This window comes from Lactococcus cremoris subsp. cremoris NBRC 100676 (assembly GCF_001591705.1).
In the GTDB taxonomy this organism is placed as follows: domain Bacteria; phylum Bacillota; class Bacilli; order Lactobacillales; family Streptococcaceae; genus Lactococcus; species Lactococcus cremoris.
Genome location: NZ_BCVK01000056.1, coordinates 1 through 17,139, shown reverse-complemented (window position 1 = coordinate 17,139; position 17,139 = coordinate 1). Strand labels below are relative to the sequence as shown.

Genomic DNA, 17,139 nt, shown 5'->3' with positions numbered 1-17,139 from the left:
AGTATATAGGCAAATAATATTAGAACACTAGAACCCACTAAGGTAAAATTACCCAACCAGAAGCCGACCAAAGAAGAAACAAAGGCACCGATAACAAAAGATAGAGCAAGGGATAAAAACATGAACGAGTTTCTTAAATATTTTGATTCTTTAGAAACAAGATATTCGCCTAGATTGGTTCCGAAAGCTTTAATATTCACGGTTGACATGATATTGGCATAGGGAAGTCCTCTCACTTTTGTAAAAGTATCCCCTTGTATTACCATGAAAAAAGAAAGGATTCCAACAAAAATTGAGGCCGACAAGTGTAAAAAAGTAGCAAATGAAAGGGAAAAGATAAGGATTCCAGTCATTTGAATGAATAGGAGTGGACCAATTTCACTGTGGTTATTCTTGTTCTTATATTTGGTAAATAATGTTTTAAAAAGGGCTCCTAGGGCAAAGAAAAGGATGGGAATGATAAATTGAGAAGCTTTTTCAAAGTTTCCATGTGCTAAATTAATTCCGGTTTGTATTAGATTTCCTGTTTGCAAGCTAGCAAAACGGCCATCAAAATGGAAAAAAGTAAAGGCATCAACAAAGCCAGTGTTCATTGCGAGCAATAAAGCAACGAGCAGACTTTCTTTAGAGTTAGTAGTGGATTTAATCATAATTATTTCCTTCATAATCTATAGAAGATAAAGTCATTATAGCACAATGCTTTTTCAATGTTATTTATTTAAAATGATAAAATTTATTATCAAAAATAAAAATTAAATTGTCGCTATTAAAGTAATTAAGTTATAAAATAATAAATATAGCATGAGAAATCAACTAGATTTCTTGTGTTTGGATAAGCAATATTAAAGGAGCGTGTGGTATAATTGACACAGGGCTTTATTGTAAGCCTATCCATTTTCTAAAAGGAGGAAAAGATATGCGTCGTTGGATTATTCATCTCGTTATGACTGTCATCGGAGCATCGCTAGGTGTTGCTGTTGTACCGTCCATTTTAAAGGTATTTGGTTGGGACAAAGGAATTTTACAAAACGAAGCTGTTGACGGTGTGATTGGTGCAATTATTTTTATTATTCTTTCATTTATATTTGCCGGTTCAATGCTTAATGGGTTGAAAAAAATAGATTCTAGAATTTCAAAAATGAATATGTCAAAAATGGTCTTTAATATTATTGGGATTGTTCTTGGGCTTCTAGTTGGAGTTATTGGAAGTATTCCATTAAGATTTTTAAATGTTCCTATTTTGAGTAATATTATTTCATTTATACTTGTATTGGTCATGATTTACTTAGGTTATGTTTTATTTGACCGTCGTGGAGATGAAATTGCTAAAGTGCTCTTTCGTAAACGTCGGGAGGTCATGGCAACAGAAGCTGTAGAAGTTGCTGATGAAACGGTTAATGAAGCAAAAGTTGACCACAGTATTTTGTTGGATACAAGTTCAATTATTGATGGTCGAATTTTGGATGTGATAAAAACGGGATTTATTTCAGATAAGATTATTGTTCCTAATTTTGTGATTTTAGAATTACAGTTAATTTCAGATAGTTCAGATCCTTTGAAGAGAGCTAAAGGACGTCGGGGATTAGATTTGGTAAATGAATTGACTAAATTTGATCAAGTTGAAATTTCTCAAGTTGACTTTACAGATGTTCGTGAAGTTGATACTAAATTACTTAAATATGCAAGTTCCACTGGTTCAAAATTAGTGACGAATGATTTTAATCTTAACAAAGTTGCTGAGATTCAAGGGGTTCAAGTTCTTAATATTAATGACCTTGCAAATGCTGTGAAAACACAACTTGTTGTGGGAGAACGTATTAATGTTCAAATTATTCGTGCAGGTTCTGAACGTCAACAAGGAAGTAGCCTATCTGCCAGACGGTACGATGATTGTTATTGAAGATACTGCAAAATTGATTGATAAAACAGTGACTGTAGAAGTTGCTAAGGTTTTACAAACAAGTGCTGGTCGAATGATTTTTGCTGATTTGGTTAAAAAATAAAAAGGAAAGCCGATAATTTATCGGCTTTTATCTTAATTGTGTGTTTAGGAGTTAATGATGTATTTAAAAAGGTTTGTTCAGTTATTCGTGATTTTTTTTGTTTCTCTTGTGATTTTTGCTTTGATATTAGAAAGGAATTTTGGTAATTTTTGGTTAAGGTTTGCTTTGGGGCTTTTGGTTGCTTATATCTTTCTAACCTTACCTCTTGTTCTGTTGACTATTTTTAAAAGTAATCGAAAAGCTAAAGTTGTTGGTACAAATGCATCGACAAATGAACTGGCTTATCTTCTGAAAGGTTTTCCAGGTTATCTTGCATTGAGTGTTACTGACGAGAGCTTAAAAAGTTCAACTACAATTATGAGTTTTATTCAAGCCCAAAAAAATGAGAATGTTTTATATATGGTTTCAGATAAAAAAGCATCAAAGATTTATGACTTAAAAAAGAATCCATTAGTAAGTTTTACAACTTGGTTTGACTCCTTAGAAAATGGAGGACGTTTATCTTCGAATCGAGTGAAGTCTGAAGTTTTTGAGGGAGAGGCAGCCCAGAAGCTTATTAAGGAAGAACCTCTAATTCTGTCTCTTCATGAGAACGCTGAGAATATGTCCATTATTCGTTTGACCATTGAATCGGTGCTCTATGAAAATTTTAAGGGGCAGATGAAAGTAATTGAGTTTGAAAAATAAGAATAGAAAAGCTGCTTTTATGCAGTTTTTTTCATTGCCAAAATATTGAAGCGCTTGACAATTTTGCTATATAGTAGTACTATATAGCTGTAATAAGTAATACAATATAGCTGGAGATAAAATGAAAGAAATAACAGAATTGCTGAAAGGAGTTCTTGAAGGGTGTGTTTTAGAAATCATTGGTCAAGGAGAAACTTATGGTTATGAAATTACTCAAAAATTACGGAAGCTTGGCTTTGAGGATGTTGTAGAAGGAACTGTTTATACAATTACCATGCGTTTAGAAAAAAGAGAATGGCTTGAGGTCACTAAAAAACCCTCAACAATAGGACCACCCCGTAAATGGTATCGGTTGAATGAGGCTGGTCAAACCGAACGCCAAAATTTTTGGGAAAAATGGATGTTTATCTCAGAAAAATTAGAGATTTTAAGAGATAAAACAAAATTTACGACAGAGCAAGGAGAAAATGATGACTAGACAAAGAAATATTGTTGATAGAATGATTGGCCTTGAGGAAAAACGAGAATTTCGGGAATTTGAAGAGCGAGCTAAAAATCTTGGCCCAGATTACTATAAAGATTATTGTGAATTAAAGAGATATGTTTGGATTTCTGGAGCAAGCAAATGGAGCGATTTTAAATTTATTTTTAATCAACTTTTGGATTTGCTTGAAGAGGCGAAGGGACAAAAAAGAAAGCTGACAGATTTAATTGGGACAGATGTTGCGGCCTTTATTGATGAGATGATTGATGATAAGGGTTGGGAAAAGAAGCAAAAAGTGAAACTTAATAGGGCGGTGAAAAAATGATTTTAGAGAAAATTAGTGACGTCTTAAAGGAAAAACGAGAATGGCAAGCTATGGAAAATCGGGCAAAAAATTTACCTAAGGATTTTTATCTAGCTTATAAGGCTATTCAAAAGTATATGTTTAATATGGGGGAAACAGATTGGCATATTTTTACCGATATTATCGAATTGTTTGAGTTGGCTGTCATTGACGGACGGACCCTAGCAGAAGTTTTAGGTGAAGATAGTTCGGCTTTTGCTGACGAATTATTAAGTGAAAATAAACAAGATTGGCGAGAAACATATCGGCAAGAATTGAATGATTATTTTGCTCAAAAGTAATAAAAAAACTTACTAACAAAACTGTCAGTAAGTTTGAAAGGTGCTTATAAAAAAAGTTACTGACAAAATCCTATCAGTAACTTTTTTATTTTAAAATTCCATGACCATGTTGTACCAGGTTTCGCCACCGAATGTTGACTCTGAAAGCCCTTCATCAGTAAAACCATGTTTTTCATAGTAGGGAACTAAGTAATCATGACAAGTTAAGCTAATTCCTAAACGTTTTTTAGCTCTCGCTTCTTTTTCAAGTAAAAGAAGTAAATTTGTTGCAATTCCTAAGCCTTGATAATCGGGGTCGACGGTCAAACTGATGATTTTTTGAAAACCACCTTGTTCAGGGTTGGCGTCAGTCCGTTCAAAAGATTCATCGTCTAAATAGCGGCCTTCTGTAACTGGGCCAGAAACGTAACCGACGATAGTTCCTTCACTATTTCTTGCAGCGATAAAGGTGTCAGGAATTAAGTTAATTCTTTCAAGCATTGACTCAACTGACAGAGCTTCATTTTCTGAGAAAGTGAGTCTTTCAATACGGATGACATCATCTATATCATTTGGCATAATTTGATTATAAGTAATTTCATTCATATATTTAATTCTAACATAGACTATCCAGAAGGAAAATCCAAAACTACCATTTGTCATTAAAAGATTATATAGTTTGGCCTTATAAATAAAAAGAAGTGATTAACAAAGGGTTTACGGAAAATTTACCAAAGATTTACATTGGGGGTTTGAGAATGGGATAAAATAAAAGGGTAGTAATCAACTTATTGGAGGTTTTATGAACACAAGCGGGAAAAAATTCCTAAGCATTTTAATTGGAATTTCAGCTCTTTTATTAATTATTGCATCTTTTGGGGATTTGCAAATTTCAAAAGCGGTCCTGAATCAAAATTCAATTTTTGGTAATATTTTTCAGATTTTTGGAATGTTTCCGTCATCACTTATCCCTTTTATTTCAGCGGAAATTATCTTTATTTACGGTTTGCGTCAAAAAAATCAAATTAGCAAATAGATTTTGTCATTATCGGCTCTGGGTTTTTCCTATTGGTCAGCTTGGGGTTGGGTTGATGGCTGGATGTTTTATGGTGTGACGACACTCAATAATATCAAAACTCATCAAGCGCTCGGTGCGGCAAATAATAGTATCGGCGCCACAGCGACTTATTCTTTCGGTCTTGAAGCACTTTTTACATTTATTATCTTGGTCATTGGGACATTTTTAATTTATAAATGGCTAAGCAAAAAAACTTATGAGGAGTTGAGTCAATTGATTATTGTGGCTATTGCTGGAATTGCGGTCGTTTATGTCAGTAACTCGATTGTCAATACCATGAAAGTTAACTGGGGGCGTTTTCGTCCTTATGAGATCAAAGAAATTGTGTCTTCTACTAAAGGAACATTCACTAATTTCTGGCATTTAAATGGTGCAACAGGACATCAGTCATTCCCGTCAGGACATACGATTGCAGCGGCAGCAGCACTCTTTTTACCATTTTTTGCTGACAGAAAAAATCTTAAAGGCCAAAAGATTTTGGCTTACAGTGGCTTGATTTTCACTCTTTTAATGATGGCTGCTCGTGTCCGAATTGGGGCACATTTCTTGTCAGATACAACGATGTCCTTAATAATTGCTGCTTTAGTTACCTTTGTGGCGACAAAAGCCATTGGTTACTCATTTATTGAAGAGGATTCTCTCAACTAGAGAAATAAAAAGATTACTACAAGGATAACATTCTATTGAGTGTTATTTTTTCTTAAAAATAATTCTTGGTCAGACAAGGTTCTTGATAATATAACAAGGTTACGATTGAAATTTTCTGGAAGTTTTTGAAAATAAAAATTTTCTGATGAATATTTTTTTAGACTGCTTTGTAAGATGGTCGCTTGGTTTGAAGAAACCAAAAATGAAAGAGCAGAAGCAGTATATTCTATTTCATGAATTTTGGGCAAGTTCTCTTTAGGGCATAAGGCTAATAATTTTTGGTGAATGGGACAGCTTTTGGGATTTAAAAATAATTCAAGCTGTTTCCAATTTTTACTGTCAAAACTATTAGCAAACTTTTGATGACTGACGAGATAAAATGCTTCTTTGGCTAAGGATTTTTCGTAGAAATTTCCTGTCAGAAATTTTGAAAATTCGTCGTCAATTATCAAAGTATTTAATTGATTATTATTGAATGATTGGATTAAATTATCAATCTGGTTAGAAATTTTAACTGCTCCGAGTTTTGAAAAATTTTCACTAAAAAAATCTTTATAAAGACCTACACTGACGGAATCATAAGTTCCTATTTTTAGTTGAGAGAGACTAGGGTTTACTGACAGATGTTCAAAAAGTTCTGACAGATTTTTCAGTGTTTCCTGGCAAAAATTGTAGAAGAGAATTCCAGTATCTGTTAGGGCAACCCCTTGATTTGAGCGAATAAATAATTGATTGGAAAGTTCTTCTTCAATGAGAGATATCTTGCGACTAACAGAAGACGCGTCAATAAAAAGTTGTTCGGCCGCACGTGAAATAGAGCTATTGTCTGCAACAGTCACAAAAAGCTGCATATTTTCGATTGAAAGATGTTGAAAGGTCATGTAAAAATCACAAGGCCATCTTGCAAAAACAGCCATTTCCTTTTTCTTAAATTTGAGTTATACTAATTTTAACATAGAGTGAGCGACTCTGTCAGAGAAATAATTATTAACAAACTGTTCAGTAACTTAAAAAAGAGGACGAAAATGAAACAAGCATTACTTATAATCGATATTCAAAATGATTATTTTCCAGAAGGCAAAAATGAGTTGCATGAAGCTGACAAGGCTTTGCTAAAGGTCAATCAACTGGAAAACAGCTTTTTGTCTGAACAAAAGCCAATCATTTATATTCAACACATCAAGCATCAGCTGAATGCAGATTTTTTTGAAGCAGGGACAATTGGCTGTGAATTACACCCAAATCTCAAGCTGCAGGAGCAGTCAATTATCATTGAAAAACATTTTCCTAATAGCTTTTTAGAGACAGAGTTACTTGAAACACTAAAAAAAATAGAGATTGAGCAGCTGGTCATCTGCGGAATGATGACACAAATGTGTGTTGATTCAACAACTCGAGCGGCAAAAGAACTCGGTTTTCAGCCAGTATTGATTTCGGATGCAACAGCAACAAAAGATTTGATTTTTGAAAATAAAAAAGTTTTGGCAGAAAATGTTCAGATTAGTTTTCTTTCAGCCTTACAAAATTTTGCGCAAGTACTGACAGCTGACCAATTCTTGAAAGGATAAACAATGAAAACAAGTGATGTCTTAATTGTGATTGATACGCAAAATGGGGTATGTGACGGCATTTATCGGCGAAATGAATTCATTGAGCAAATTAATCAACGCATTCTTATTTATCGAAAGGAGAAAAAGCCAATTATCTTTATCCAACATCATGATGATGAACTGATAAAAGAAAGCGAGGGTTGGCAACTTCTTCCAGAATTACTGACGGAATCTACTGACAGCTATGTGGAAAAAACACATGCTAATGGATTCTATCAAACTAAACTGCAAATGCTTTTGGAAAAGCTGTCAGTAAAAGCGATTGAATTTTGCGGGGCACAAACTGAATTTTGCGTGAATACAACGGTCGTTTTTGCCCATGGTTTGGGCTATCGAAATTTTATGCAAAAAAGGGCAAGTTCAACTTTTGATAATCATTGGCTGACAGCAAGAGAAATGATTGATTATTACGAAAATCATCTTTGGCAGGGACGTTTTCTTCAAATTAAAGATTAGATAAATTTCACTGACGCAAGCTTCTTTAATTTGTGGTAAAATAGATGTGATTGTTAGAGTAGTAATTACTATTTAAAACCAATAAAGATTCATTTCTGATAAAAAAGAAGTGAAGAAATCAATGAGGAGAATTGGATTAAAATGAACAAAAAAATCCGCGTCCGTTACGCACCATCACCAACAGGACTTTTGCATATCGGGAACGCCCGTACAGCCCTTTTTAACTATCTTTTTGCCCGTCATCACGGGGGAGATTTCATCATCCGTATTGAAGATACAGACCGTGAACGCCATGTTGAAGATGGTGAACGTTCACAACTTGAAAACCTTCGTTGGTTGGGAATGGATTGGGATGAAAGCCCTGAAACACACGAAAATTATCGTCAATCAGAACGCTTGCCTTTGTATCAAAAATATATTGACCAATTGTTAGCTGAGGGTAAAGCTTATTATTCTTACAAAACTCCTGAAGAACTAGAAGCTGACCATGCTAAACAAGAAGCAGCAGGAATTCCCCCACATTATATCAATGAATATGCTGGCATGAGCGATGACGAAAAAGCAGCTTATATTGCTGAACGTAAAGCACAAAATATTGAACCTGTCGTTCGTATCTCTGTTGACGAAAAAGCCATTTATAAATGGAATGACATCGTTAAAGGTGAAATTGAATTTGAAGGTGGCAATATCGGTGGCGATTGGGTTATCCAAAAACGTGATGGTTACCCAACTTACAACTTTGCTGTTGTTGTTGATGACCACGATATGCAAATTTCACATGTCATTCGCGGAGACGACCATATTGCCAATACGCCAAAACAATTGGTTGTTTATGATGCTTTAGGTTGGGAAGCGCCACAATTTGGTCACATGACTTTGATTATTAATTCTGAAACAGGGAAAAAATTGTCAAAACGTGACACAAACACACTCCAATTTATCGAAGACTACCGTAAAAAAGGCTACATGTCTGATGCCATTTTCAACTTTATTGCACTTTTGGGTTGGAATCCTGGTGGAGAAAAAGAAATTTTCTCTCGTGAAGAATTGATTGAACTTTTTGACGAAAATCGTTTGTCTAAATCACCAGCAGCCTTTGACCAAAAGAAATTGGACTGGATGGACAATGAATACATCAAAAATGCCGATTTTGCGAAAGTTTTTGAATTGACAAAACCATTCCTTCTTGCCGCTAATCGCTTTGATGAACGTGCGCAAGAATTGGTTAAACTTTATCAACCACAAATGAAATCAGCAGATGAGATTGTTGAATTAACAGACCTTTTCTACGGAGATTTCCCAGAATTGACTGATGAAGCACGCGAAATGTTAGCTGCTGAAACAACACCACTTGCATTGAGCACTTTCCGTGCAAAATTGGCTGAACTTCCTGAAAGTGACTTTACGGTTGAGAATATTTTCCCACTCTTTAAAGCCACTCAAAAAGAAACAGGCGTGAAAGGTAAAATGCTCTGGATGCCAATCCGTATTGCAGCTTCAGGCTCAATGCACGGTCCAGAATTACCAGAAACGATTGCTCTTCTTGGAAAAGAAAAGGTATTGGCTCACTTGGATGCCGCTTTAAATAAATAAAATAATAAAAAGACGCCTTGTGGCGTTTTTTTATTAAGTCATGATGAACCACACAGACCTTCAAAAGTTATAGAATAGAAGCATAAAGAAAAGGGAGGCAGAGAGAAGAAGATGGAAACAAGACATTTTAAAAATATAATCATTGGATTTGGGAAAGCCGGACGTGCTTTGGCGAAATCATTATCGAAAAATGGAGAAGAAGCTTTAATTATTGAGCGTGACCAAGCAATGTATGGTGGGACTTGTCCGAATGTTGGTTGTGCTCCGTCTAAAACTTTGATTGTTGCTGGTCAAAAAAACATGAATTTTTCAGAAGCAATGACAACAAAATATAAGGTTCGTGAGATTCTACATAATGCTGCTTATCATGGAGCAGCAGATGAAGCCCTTGTTTATGTTATGGATGGCCTAGCTCGTTTTATTAATTCTAAAACTGTTGAGGTGGTCAATGGTGAGAATGTCACTCAGGTCATTGGAGAGAGAATCTTCATAAATACTGGAGCGACACCGATTATCCCAGAAATTGAAGGAATTCATGAAGCTAAAAATGTTGTCACTTCTGAGGGAGCGATGGAACTTTCTGAACTTCCTAAGAAATTAGTCATCATCGGAGCCGGTTATATCGGATTAGAATTTGCTGGAATGTTTAACAAATTTGGATCTGAAGTGACTATTTTAGAGCCACATGCTACTTTTTTACCTAAAGAAGATGAAGATATCTCAAATGAGATTTACAAAGATTTAGTTGCTGCTGGAGTTGAAATTCAACTTGGAGTAGAAATTGAAAGAATTACTGACAGTGAGGTTTTCGCAGGAGGGAAGGTTTATCCAGCTGATAAAATATTAATAGCTACTGGACGTCGGCCGAATATTAAAGACCTTGATTTGGAGAAAGCCGATGTTGAACTTTCAGAAAATGGTTGTATTAAAGTCGATGATGATTTAAAAACGACTGCTCAAAATATCTGGGCACTGGGTGATGTTCGGGGTGGAGGACAATTCTACTATCTTTCGACAGATGATTTTCGGATTGTCAATAATCAATTATTTGGCGACCATTCACGTAAGTTAAGTGACAGGAAACTTGTGCCTTATTCAGTTTTTATCAGCCCAACCTTATCTCGGATTGGCTTAGATGAAAAACAAGCAAAAGAAGCTGGAGTTAATTATCGTTTATTTAAGATGGCTGCGGTACCAATTGTTAAAGCCAAAGTTGTTCAAGATACTCGAGGATTACTTAAAGCATTAGTTGACCCTAACACGGATGAAATTCTTGGCGCAACTTTATATCATGAAGATTCTCATGAAGTCATCAATCTTGTAAGTTTGGCGATGAAAATGCATACTCCTTATCAAGTTTTACGTGACCAAATTTTTACTCACCCTACTATGGGCGAAGGTTTGAATGATTTATTTCAAAATGAAGTGAAATAAAAGTTACTGACAGTTTTGTTTTATGAGTGAATGTCACACAAGAAATATCTGTCAGTAAAATAAAAAACTCGTCAATGACGAGTTTTTTTTATTTGAATTGGTCAGCAGCTGGAATATGGCTGTCATGGAAATATTTTTCTGAGAGTTCTTTTAGCGTTCCGTTTTCATAGAGTTTTTTGAGCTCTGCATTCAAATCTTTTTGTAATTTGGTTTGACTGTTATCAAGGATAAAGTAATCATAAGTTTTAAACTCAGATTGTTTGTTCAAGTCTGTGGGAACAGTATCAACCAAACCTGTAATTGCATGTTGTCTGATTAAATTTTCTGCTGGTGCTTTAGAGGCAAATAAGAAATCAATTTGTCCACTAGCAATCGCAGATAGACGGTCAGCTAAAGGACGTTGGCTATATTTAACATCAATTTTTTTGTCGGGATGGTTTTTATTCCAACTTTCAAACATATCACCATAGTTTGTTCCAGCAGGAATTTCTGTTGTTTTGCCAGCAAGTTGGGAAATTTTAGTGATGTTTTCTTTAGAAGTTGAGAAAATAGCATCAATTCCTTGACGAACAGGATAACTAAAGAGATATTTTTCAGAACGAGCTTTAGTTTTACCAAAATTATTTGCCGCAATTTGTGCGCGACCACCATCTAAAGCAGCCAAAATCGCACTATCTTCGTAGACTTTGAACTCGAATTTATAATCTTTCATGTCCTTGTCAGCTGCTTTTAAAATATCATATTCAAAACCAGTCATTTTACCATTTTCGCTGTATTCATAAGGCACAGAAGCGGCAGAAGTTGCAACGGTTACTGTTGTCACTTTATCTGTTGATTTAGAAGATGAATTATCTTTTGACGAGCAAGCAGCAAGTAAGCCAATTGAGGCAATTCCAAGTGTTGCAAGAGTCAATAATTTTATTTTTTTCATATCAATTTCTCCTCAGAAATTTTGTCAGCTGACCTTTATTATTAAATTAGAAATTTGGTTGTTGGTCAGCAGACTTTTAATATAGAGATAATATTAACATAAACTTAAAAAAACCACCATAAAAAAGATTTATGATGGTTTTATATCTTTTAGATGTCTCCGTTAGCGAAGATTTCAAAGATTTTCTTATCAAAATTCTCAGTTTACCAAGTACATTCTGGATGCCATTGAACAGCCAGCACATGTTTTTCTTTATTTTCAATCGCTTCAACTAAGCCATCGTTTCCATGAGCAATGGCCTGCAAGCCCTGACCCAAATCCTTAATGACTTGATGATGGAAAGAATTGACCATGTAATTTTCAGGTAAAAAACCTAAAGAACTTTCTTTTTCGACGCTAATGTGATGTGTTGGAACTTCTTGGGGAGTTGGACTTTGGAGATGCTTTATCTGACTTGAAGTTAGTCTCAAGTCTTGATAAAGAGTTCCTCCAAAATAAACATTGAGCAATTGTAGGCCACGACATACACCAAGAATAGGTTTATTCGCTTCTAGAGCAGCTTTAATTGCGGCAAGCTCAAAAACCGGTCACGAATTGGGTCAGTCGTTCCTAATTGAGCATGAGGTTCCTCACCATAGAGATAAGGACTGACATCAGCACCACCAGTCAGTACAATTTTATCGACCAATGGCAGATAATTTTTTATATTTTCGGTTTTGTCAACAGGAGGAACAATCACAGTGTGACCTAATTCCTGGAAAACATCAATAAAAGATTGACGTGTATAGCTTACTTTGTTCCACCAAAAAGGAGAACGTTCAACTGTGTTGTAAGGAGTTCCAAGAATTCCAATAATTGCCATATTAATTTTTCACACTTTCAATAGGAATAATGAGTTTAGATTGAGATAAATCAATCTCGTAAGTTACTTTACGATTATCACGAACCGTATGTTCAAAGTCAGTACTATAGAGAATGACCCGAAGCTTGTCAGCTTTTTCTAAATGATAAATGGTTGGCTGTAGTTCAAATTTTATTGTAAACCATTCGTCAGCCTTTAAATCACTGACTGTCAGTAAATTTTGATTTTGGAGATTAGTAAAGCCTTTAGTGATTAACTGATAAGGGCTCTCAACAAGTGGGAGTTCAACTAAGTCGTCTAACATGAAATTTCGCCCACGGTCAAGCACTTTAAAATCTTTCACTCTGGCTTTATCTTCCAAACGTTTTTTCTGACCAAAATCAAGAATTTGAGCAGACAAGAAGCCTTTCGTGTCATTTAATTTTAGTCTGAGTTCAAGCTCAACTGGGCCATTAATTGTCAGCATTGACGGAAGTTCTAAATCAATGACAGCTTCATTGGCTTTGTTTTCAAATAAGTCTTTTTTAAAGACATTGAAATCTTTAGAATACTTTTTGAAAGTCTCATCGTCATAATGATTGTCGAATTGAGCAAAAGAAACGGCCGTTTTACCAAGAGGGAGTTTGATTTGGGTATTGGCACCAAAATCATTCATCATCGTCCATACTTGGTCTTTAGAATTTTCCTGTAAAATAACAGGTGGGAGATTTAAATTTAAATCTCTATCCAGTAATTTTGCGACAAAGTAAGCATTAATCGTTTCAGAAAAATCAATGGACTGCCAAGAATTCATATAAATATGAGCCCCACGGTGTAAAAAGGCATGTTTAGCATGACCTTCTGGCAGAGCTTTCCAGAAATTATAGGCTTGCTCTGGTGTAACATTCCAATCTTGTAGTCCATGAACAATTAAGACATCAGCCTTAACTTTGTCAGTATTTATCAGATAATTTCGGTCATGCCAAAATTGATTGTAATCACCAGATTTGCGGTCTAAAGCAGCAGTCATTTCTGCCAATCGTTTTTCGTATTCAGCATTACCTTTTAAGAAATCAGCACCATCAAGATTACGTGAATAAGTGAGCGCAGCAAGAACATCTAAATCTTCACCAGGAAAACCGCCAGGAGAGCGGACAAGGCCATTTTCACGGTAATAATTATACCAAGAAGAAATTCCAGCTTCTGCTAAGATAACCTCTAGACCTTCAACTCCAGTAGTAGCGGCTCCATAAGCCATGGTTCCCAGATAAGATTTTCCAGTCATAGCCACTTTACCATTTGCCCAAGAGGCTTTAATTTCATGTGTCTTTTTACGAGAAGTGTAAGCACGAGCTCGACCATTCAACCAGTCAATGACAGCTGTCATACTATAAATTTGTTGGTAATCACCTGAGGTTTGAAAGCCGTCAGAAGAACGCGTCCCAACACCGGCCACATAGATAGAGGCAAATCCTCGAGTTAAGAAATAGTCATTTAAAGAATAAGTCCAACCATGAGTAAAACGATAAGGAGCTTTGTCAACAATCGGAAGTTCCTTTGCTTTCGCTGATAATTTTTGCGGGAGCTTTTGTTCAACATGAATTTCGTGACTGGTTTTTTCTTCAAGTTCTACATTCATATCGTGTAAGGCTAAATCATTTGCTTTATCATTAATCCCTAAATGATAAGGACTCGCCGTCATTACCACTGGAAGTTTTTCGGTACTTTTTGGACGAATGATTTGAATTTTTATCAAATCATTTTCACCCCGTTGTTCACTATCGACTGGACTTTCAACCCAAAGGACTTCACGTTCAAGAAGTGAAGAATCAAAGGTTGCCAACGATTTGTCATTGAAAAAATGATAATGATTATCTAAAGGAAGAAGTCCCTCTGATACCCAATGTTCAACTAAAATCATTCCATTTTTTCGACGCGTACAAAGGAGGTAGTAGAAAGCAGAAATGATATTTTCTGTGGTCATTTCTGCTTCGATTTGAGGGAGGTTGCTATTTTTTGCATACTCAAAAGCTTTGCCAATCTCAAAATCAAAGTTTGGTACAAAATCAAGAAGTTGCAAAGCAATATTCCAGAAAATTTCCCAATCTAATTCTATAGAGGATTTTAAAAATTCAATGACATCTAATTCAGCAGTTGCTTGTAGATCCGTCATATCACTAGGACTTTGAATGAGAAAATCTTTTAAGATTTTCTTTTCATCCCAAAAAACAGACCAACGAAAACCAAGCTGATCAAGTTCTGCTAATTGTTCATCAAAATTTTTGTCAACAATTGAAAAATGGTTAAAGCGCATTTTAAATCCTCCGTAATAAACATGATAATTCTTTTAATTATAGCATATTTTCAGTGATTAATCAGACTAAAGACGCGCTATTTTCAATGAATATTTGAAGCAAACGTGCTTTTCTGGTATAATAGCTGAGGTTATTATATTAAAATCAAATTTTGGAGGGTTCCATAAAAAATGGATGTTACATGGACAGTGAAATATATCACTGAATTTGTTGGAACTGCCCTACTCATTATTATGGGTAATGGTGCGGTTGCTAACGTTGAACTTAAAGGTACAAAAGCTCACGCACAATCTTGGATGATTATTGGTTGGGGTTACGGACTTGGCGTAATGTTGCCAGCAGTTGCTTTTGGTAATATTACTTCACAAATCAACCCAGCTTTCACACTTGGACTTGCAGCCTCAGGACTTTTTCCTTGGGCACACGTTGCTCAATACATTATTGCGCAAGTATTAGGTGCGATGTTTGGACAATTATTAATCGTTATGGTTTATCGTCCATACTATCTTAAAACACAAAATCCAAATGCTATTCTTGGAACTTTCTCAACTATCGACAACGTTGATGATAACAGTGAAAAAACTCGTTTGGGAGCAACCATTAATGGTTTCTTGAATGAGTTCTTAGGTTCATTTGTATTGTTCTTCGGTGCGGTTGCTGCGACAAATATCTTCTTTGGTAGTCAATCAATTACTTGGATGACAAACTACTTGAAAGGTCAAGGAGCAGATGTTTCTTCATCAGACGTTATGAATCAAATTTGGGTTCAAGCATCAGGAGCTTCAGCTTCTAAAATGATTGCTCACTTGTTCCTAGGATTCCTTGTTATGGGACTCGTAGTTGCACTTGGTGGACCTACAGGTCCTGGTTTGAATCCGGCGCGTGACTTTGGTCCACGTTTGGTTCACAGTCTCTTACCAAAATCAGTTTTGGGTGAAGCTAAAGGTTCATCTAAATGGTGGTATGCATGGGTTCCAGTTTTGGCACCAATTCTTGCATCACTTGCAGCCGTTGCATTATTTAAAATGATTTATCTTTAATAAAAAAATTACTGACAGAGTTGTCAGTAATTTTTTTATTTGACCATAAGTGCAATGACTAGTCCAAAAAGATTCCAAAGAAAATGGACACTCATATTGAGATAAAAATTACGATACTTAGCATAGAGCCCAGTAAGGACAAGACTCATCAGTCCATAAGTTAACCAGCTGTAAACGTCCGTTGGTCCATGCATGAATGCAAACAGGAGCATGGTAGTTAAAAAAGCAAAATACTTTTGATTTTTAAAGATAAGTTCAAAAATTCCTACTCGATAAACAAGTTCTTCCAAAAAACTGGCAGCAAGGGTTTGAGTAGCAAAGACAGCTATTGGAATCACTTTCTGTAATTCATTTAGTGATTCTTGGTTAGTTGTTGTTGGGCTTTGATTGAAGATTTGGGCGAAAATTCCTGTCAAAATAGAAACTAAAAATAGCAAAACAAAACCAAGTATAATTCTTAACGGTGGGAAATATTTCCAACTTAACTTAGGAATGAGCTCAGCTTTGCGAGCAATCAAATAAGAGCTGATTATTGTAAAAATGAAAATGATGAAAAAGATAATCGTATCTAAAGTTGAAAAATGATGCTGAGAAGCAAAAATTGTGCTAACTAACATCGGGAGATTAGATAGGATAAAAAGGACCAGCCAAACAGACTTGTGATAGGCAAAAATGAGTCCAATAACTGACAAAACAAGGGCTGTCATTAAAAATGGTAAATGAAAAATACTGACAGATAGACCTGAAAAAATTAAGGCTAAAATTAGGACGATAATCCAACGATATTTAGCTAAAAACTGAAGCTTTTCTATATTCATATCAATATTATAGCACAGACTTTCAATAGACCGCAATAGCGTAAGAAGATACCTTTTTCATAAAAAAGTAGTAAGTGGAACTTATAGATTTCGATATAAAACTGATGAAGTTTTTTTTAGATATTTGGTTAAGAAGGATTTTTAATTATAATGATATCACGGTAAATTTCTGTGATTTTTATTTTGTAAATAATTAAATTTAGGAGGTTATTTTGGATAAAATAAAGTATAGATACTGAATAAAATAGGTTATAAATTCTATATTTCTTATTTTTTTGATATACTTTAAGTGCAATTTTATCCTAATAAATCAGCCTATAGAGATGATTTTTAAGATTTTACTAATGAAAATAGAGGAAAATAAACAAATGAGAAGAGCTAAAAGACAAGTGACGGATATTGATTTAATCAAAAAATTTGTTGATGAAGTAGAAGTTGTTCGGATAGCTATAAATGGCGAAAAATATCCTTATGTTGTTACCAGTAAATTTTGGTTATTCATGGAACGACGAAGCTCTTAGCTTGTATATCCATGGAGCAAGTCAAGGGAAAAAAGTTTCGATGATTAGAGAAAATC

19 protein-coding genes and 2 pseudogenes are annotated in these 17,139 nt (G+C 35.0%); 13 read left to right on the top strand and 8 right to left on the bottom strand.

Annotation, left to right across the window (positions count from 1 at the left end):
* The coding region (locus LLA01S_RS09770) for a YoaK family protein (protein ID WP_061778237.1) at positions 1–650 on the bottom strand (650 nt) is incomplete at its 3' end.
* Positions 651–916: 266 nt separating this feature from the next.
* Between LLA01S_RS09770 and LLA01S_RS09765 the strand changes: the two are divergent.
* The 5 genes and pseudogenes from LLA01S_RS09765 (at position 917) to LLA01S_RS09745 (ending at position 3,819) form a co-directional block, all read left to right on the top strand.
* Positions 917–2,003 (top strand): annotated as a pseudogene (locus LLA01S_RS09765) (PIN/TRAM domain-containing protein).
* A gap of 57 nt (positions 2,004–2,060) precedes the next feature.
* The gene (locus LLA01S_RS09760; protein WP_011677135.1) at positions 2,061–2,690 is read left to right on the top strand and encodes a hypothetical protein; all 630 of its coding nucleotides are present in this window, start codon (positions 2,061–2,063) and stop codon (positions 2,688–2,690) included.
* A 121-nt stretch (positions 2,691–2,811) separates the two neighbouring features.
* Complete coding sequence (locus LLA01S_RS09755) at positions 2,812–3,168, top strand: PadR family transcriptional regulator (protein WP_011677134.1); 357 nt, start codon at positions 2,812–2,814, stop codon at positions 3,166–3,168.
* Positions 3,161–3,499: a DUF1048 domain-containing protein gene (locus LLA01S_RS09750; RefSeq protein ID WP_011677133.1), complete on the top strand. Its 339-nt coding sequence runs from the start codon at positions 3,161–3,163 to the stop codon at positions 3,497–3,499. The genes LLA01S_RS09755 and LLA01S_RS09750 overlap by 8 nt, the downstream gene beginning before the upstream one ends.
* Complete coding sequence (locus LLA01S_RS09745; protein ID WP_011677132.1) at positions 3,496–3,819, top strand: DUF1048 domain-containing protein; 324 nt, start codon at positions 3,496–3,498, stop codon at positions 3,817–3,819. Before LLA01S_RS09750 ends, LLA01S_RS09745 begins: the two co-directional genes overlap by 4 nt.
* A gap of 90 nt (positions 3,820–3,909) precedes the next feature.
* Here the strand turns inward: LLA01S_RS09745 and LLA01S_RS09740 are convergent, their stop codons facing one another.
* A complete protein-coding gene (locus tag LLA01S_RS09740; RefSeq protein ID WP_014573309.1) occupies positions 3,910–4,404 on the bottom strand; it encodes a GNAT family N-acetyltransferase in 495 nt (164 codons plus the stop codon).
* A gap of 196 nt (positions 4,405–4,600) precedes the next feature.
* On the opposite strand from LLA01S_RS09740, the gene LLA01S_RS13355 reads away from it, so the two are divergent.
* A complete protein-coding gene (locus tag LLA01S_RS13355) occupies positions 4,601–4,834 on the top strand; it encodes a hypothetical protein (protein WP_014573308.1) in 234 nt (77 codons plus the stop codon).
* 3 nt (positions 4,835–4,837) lie between these two features.
* The gene (locus LLA01S_RS09735) at positions 4,838–5,524 is read left to right on the top strand and encodes a phosphatase PAP2 family protein (RefSeq protein ID WP_232035099.1); all 687 of its coding nucleotides are present in this window, start codon (positions 4,838–4,840) and stop codon (positions 5,522–5,524) included.
* 32 nt (positions 5,525–5,556) lie between these two features.
* Here the strand turns inward: LLA01S_RS09735 and LLA01S_RS09730 are convergent, their stop codons facing one another.
* A complete protein-coding gene (locus LLA01S_RS09730) occupies positions 5,557–6,441 on the bottom strand; it encodes a LysR family transcriptional regulator (RefSeq protein ID WP_061778236.1) in 885 nt (294 codons plus the stop codon).
* Between the two features lie 108 nt (positions 6,442–6,549).
* Here LLA01S_RS09730 and LLA01S_RS09725 point away from each other — a divergent pair, with 108 nt between their 5' ends.
* From LLA01S_RS09725 to LLA01S_RS09710, 4 genes are all read left to right on the top strand, one after another.
* Positions 6,550–7,092 carry a cysteine hydrolase family protein gene (locus tag LLA01S_RS09725; RefSeq protein ID WP_015082905.1) on the top strand — a complete coding sequence of 181 codons (543 nt, stop codon included), beginning with the start codon at positions 6,550–6,552 and terminating at the stop codon, positions 7,090–7,092.
* A 3-nt stretch (positions 7,093–7,095) separates the two neighbouring features.
* Positions 7,096–7,590: a cysteine hydrolase family protein gene (locus LLA01S_RS09720; RefSeq protein ID WP_061778235.1), complete on the top strand. Its 495-nt coding sequence runs from the start codon at positions 7,096–7,098 to the stop codon at positions 7,588–7,590.
* A gap of 141 nt (positions 7,591–7,731) precedes the next feature.
* Complete coding sequence (gene gltX / locus LLA01S_RS09715) at positions 7,732–9,183, top strand: glutamate--tRNA ligase (RefSeq protein WP_014573303.1); 1,452 nt, start codon at positions 7,732–7,734, stop codon at positions 9,181–9,183.
* Positions 9,184–9,294: 111 nt separating this feature from the next.
* A complete protein-coding gene (locus LLA01S_RS09710; RefSeq protein WP_061778234.1) occupies positions 9,295–10,617 on the top strand; it encodes an FAD-dependent oxidoreductase in 1,323 nt (440 codons plus the stop codon).
* Positions 10,618–10,705: 88 nt separating this feature from the next.
* On the opposite strand, the gene LLA01S_RS09705 is transcribed toward LLA01S_RS09710, so the two are convergent.
* The 4 genes from LLA01S_RS09705 to LLA01S_RS09695 form a co-directional block, all read right to left on the bottom strand.
* On the bottom strand, positions 10,706–11,548 hold the full coding sequence (locus LLA01S_RS09705; protein WP_011677124.1) for an amino acid ABC transporter substrate-binding protein: 843 nt from the start codon (positions 11,546–11,548) through the stop codon (positions 10,706–10,708).
* Positions 11,549–11,751: 203 nt separating this feature from the next.
* The gene (locus LLA01S_RS13350; protein WP_232035120.1) at positions 11,752–12,084 is read right to left on the bottom strand and encodes a gamma-glutamyl-gamma-aminobutyrate hydrolase family protein; all 333 of its coding nucleotides are present in this window, start codon (positions 12,082–12,084) and stop codon (positions 11,752–11,754) included.
* Between the two features lie 14 nt (positions 12,085–12,098).
* A complete protein-coding gene (locus tag LLA01S_RS13345) occupies positions 12,099–12,410 on the bottom strand; it encodes a gamma-glutamyl-gamma-aminobutyrate hydrolase family protein (RefSeq protein WP_232035100.1) in 312 nt (103 codons plus the stop codon).
* A 1-nt stretch (position 12,411) separates the two neighbouring features.
* The gene (locus tag LLA01S_RS09695; protein WP_021165010.1) at positions 12,412–14,703 is read right to left on the bottom strand and encodes a Xaa-Pro dipeptidyl-peptidase; all 2,292 of its coding nucleotides are present in this window, start codon (positions 14,701–14,703) and stop codon (positions 12,412–12,414) included.
* A 171-nt stretch (positions 14,704–14,874) separates the two neighbouring features.
* On the opposite strand from LLA01S_RS09695, the gene gla reads away from it, so the two are divergent.
* Complete coding sequence (gla, locus tag LLA01S_RS09690; RefSeq protein WP_011677122.1) at positions 14,875–15,744, top strand: aquaglyceroporin Gla; 870 nt, start codon at positions 14,875–14,877, stop codon at positions 15,742–15,744.
* Positions 15,745–15,779: 35 nt separating this feature from the next.
* Here gla and LLA01S_RS09685 read toward each other — a convergent pair whose 3' ends face one another.
* Positions 15,780–16,562, bottom strand: coding sequence for a CPBP family intramembrane glutamic endopeptidase (locus LLA01S_RS09685; RefSeq protein ID WP_011677121.1), 783 nt, complete (start codon positions 16,560–16,562; stop codon positions 15,780–15,782).
* 368 nt (positions 16,563–16,930) lie between these two features.
* Here LLA01S_RS09685 and LLA01S_RS09680 point away from each other — a divergent pair.
* Positions 16,931–17,139 (top strand): annotated as a pseudogene (locus tag LLA01S_RS09680) (pyridoxamine 5'-phosphate oxidase family protein); the annotation flags it as partial.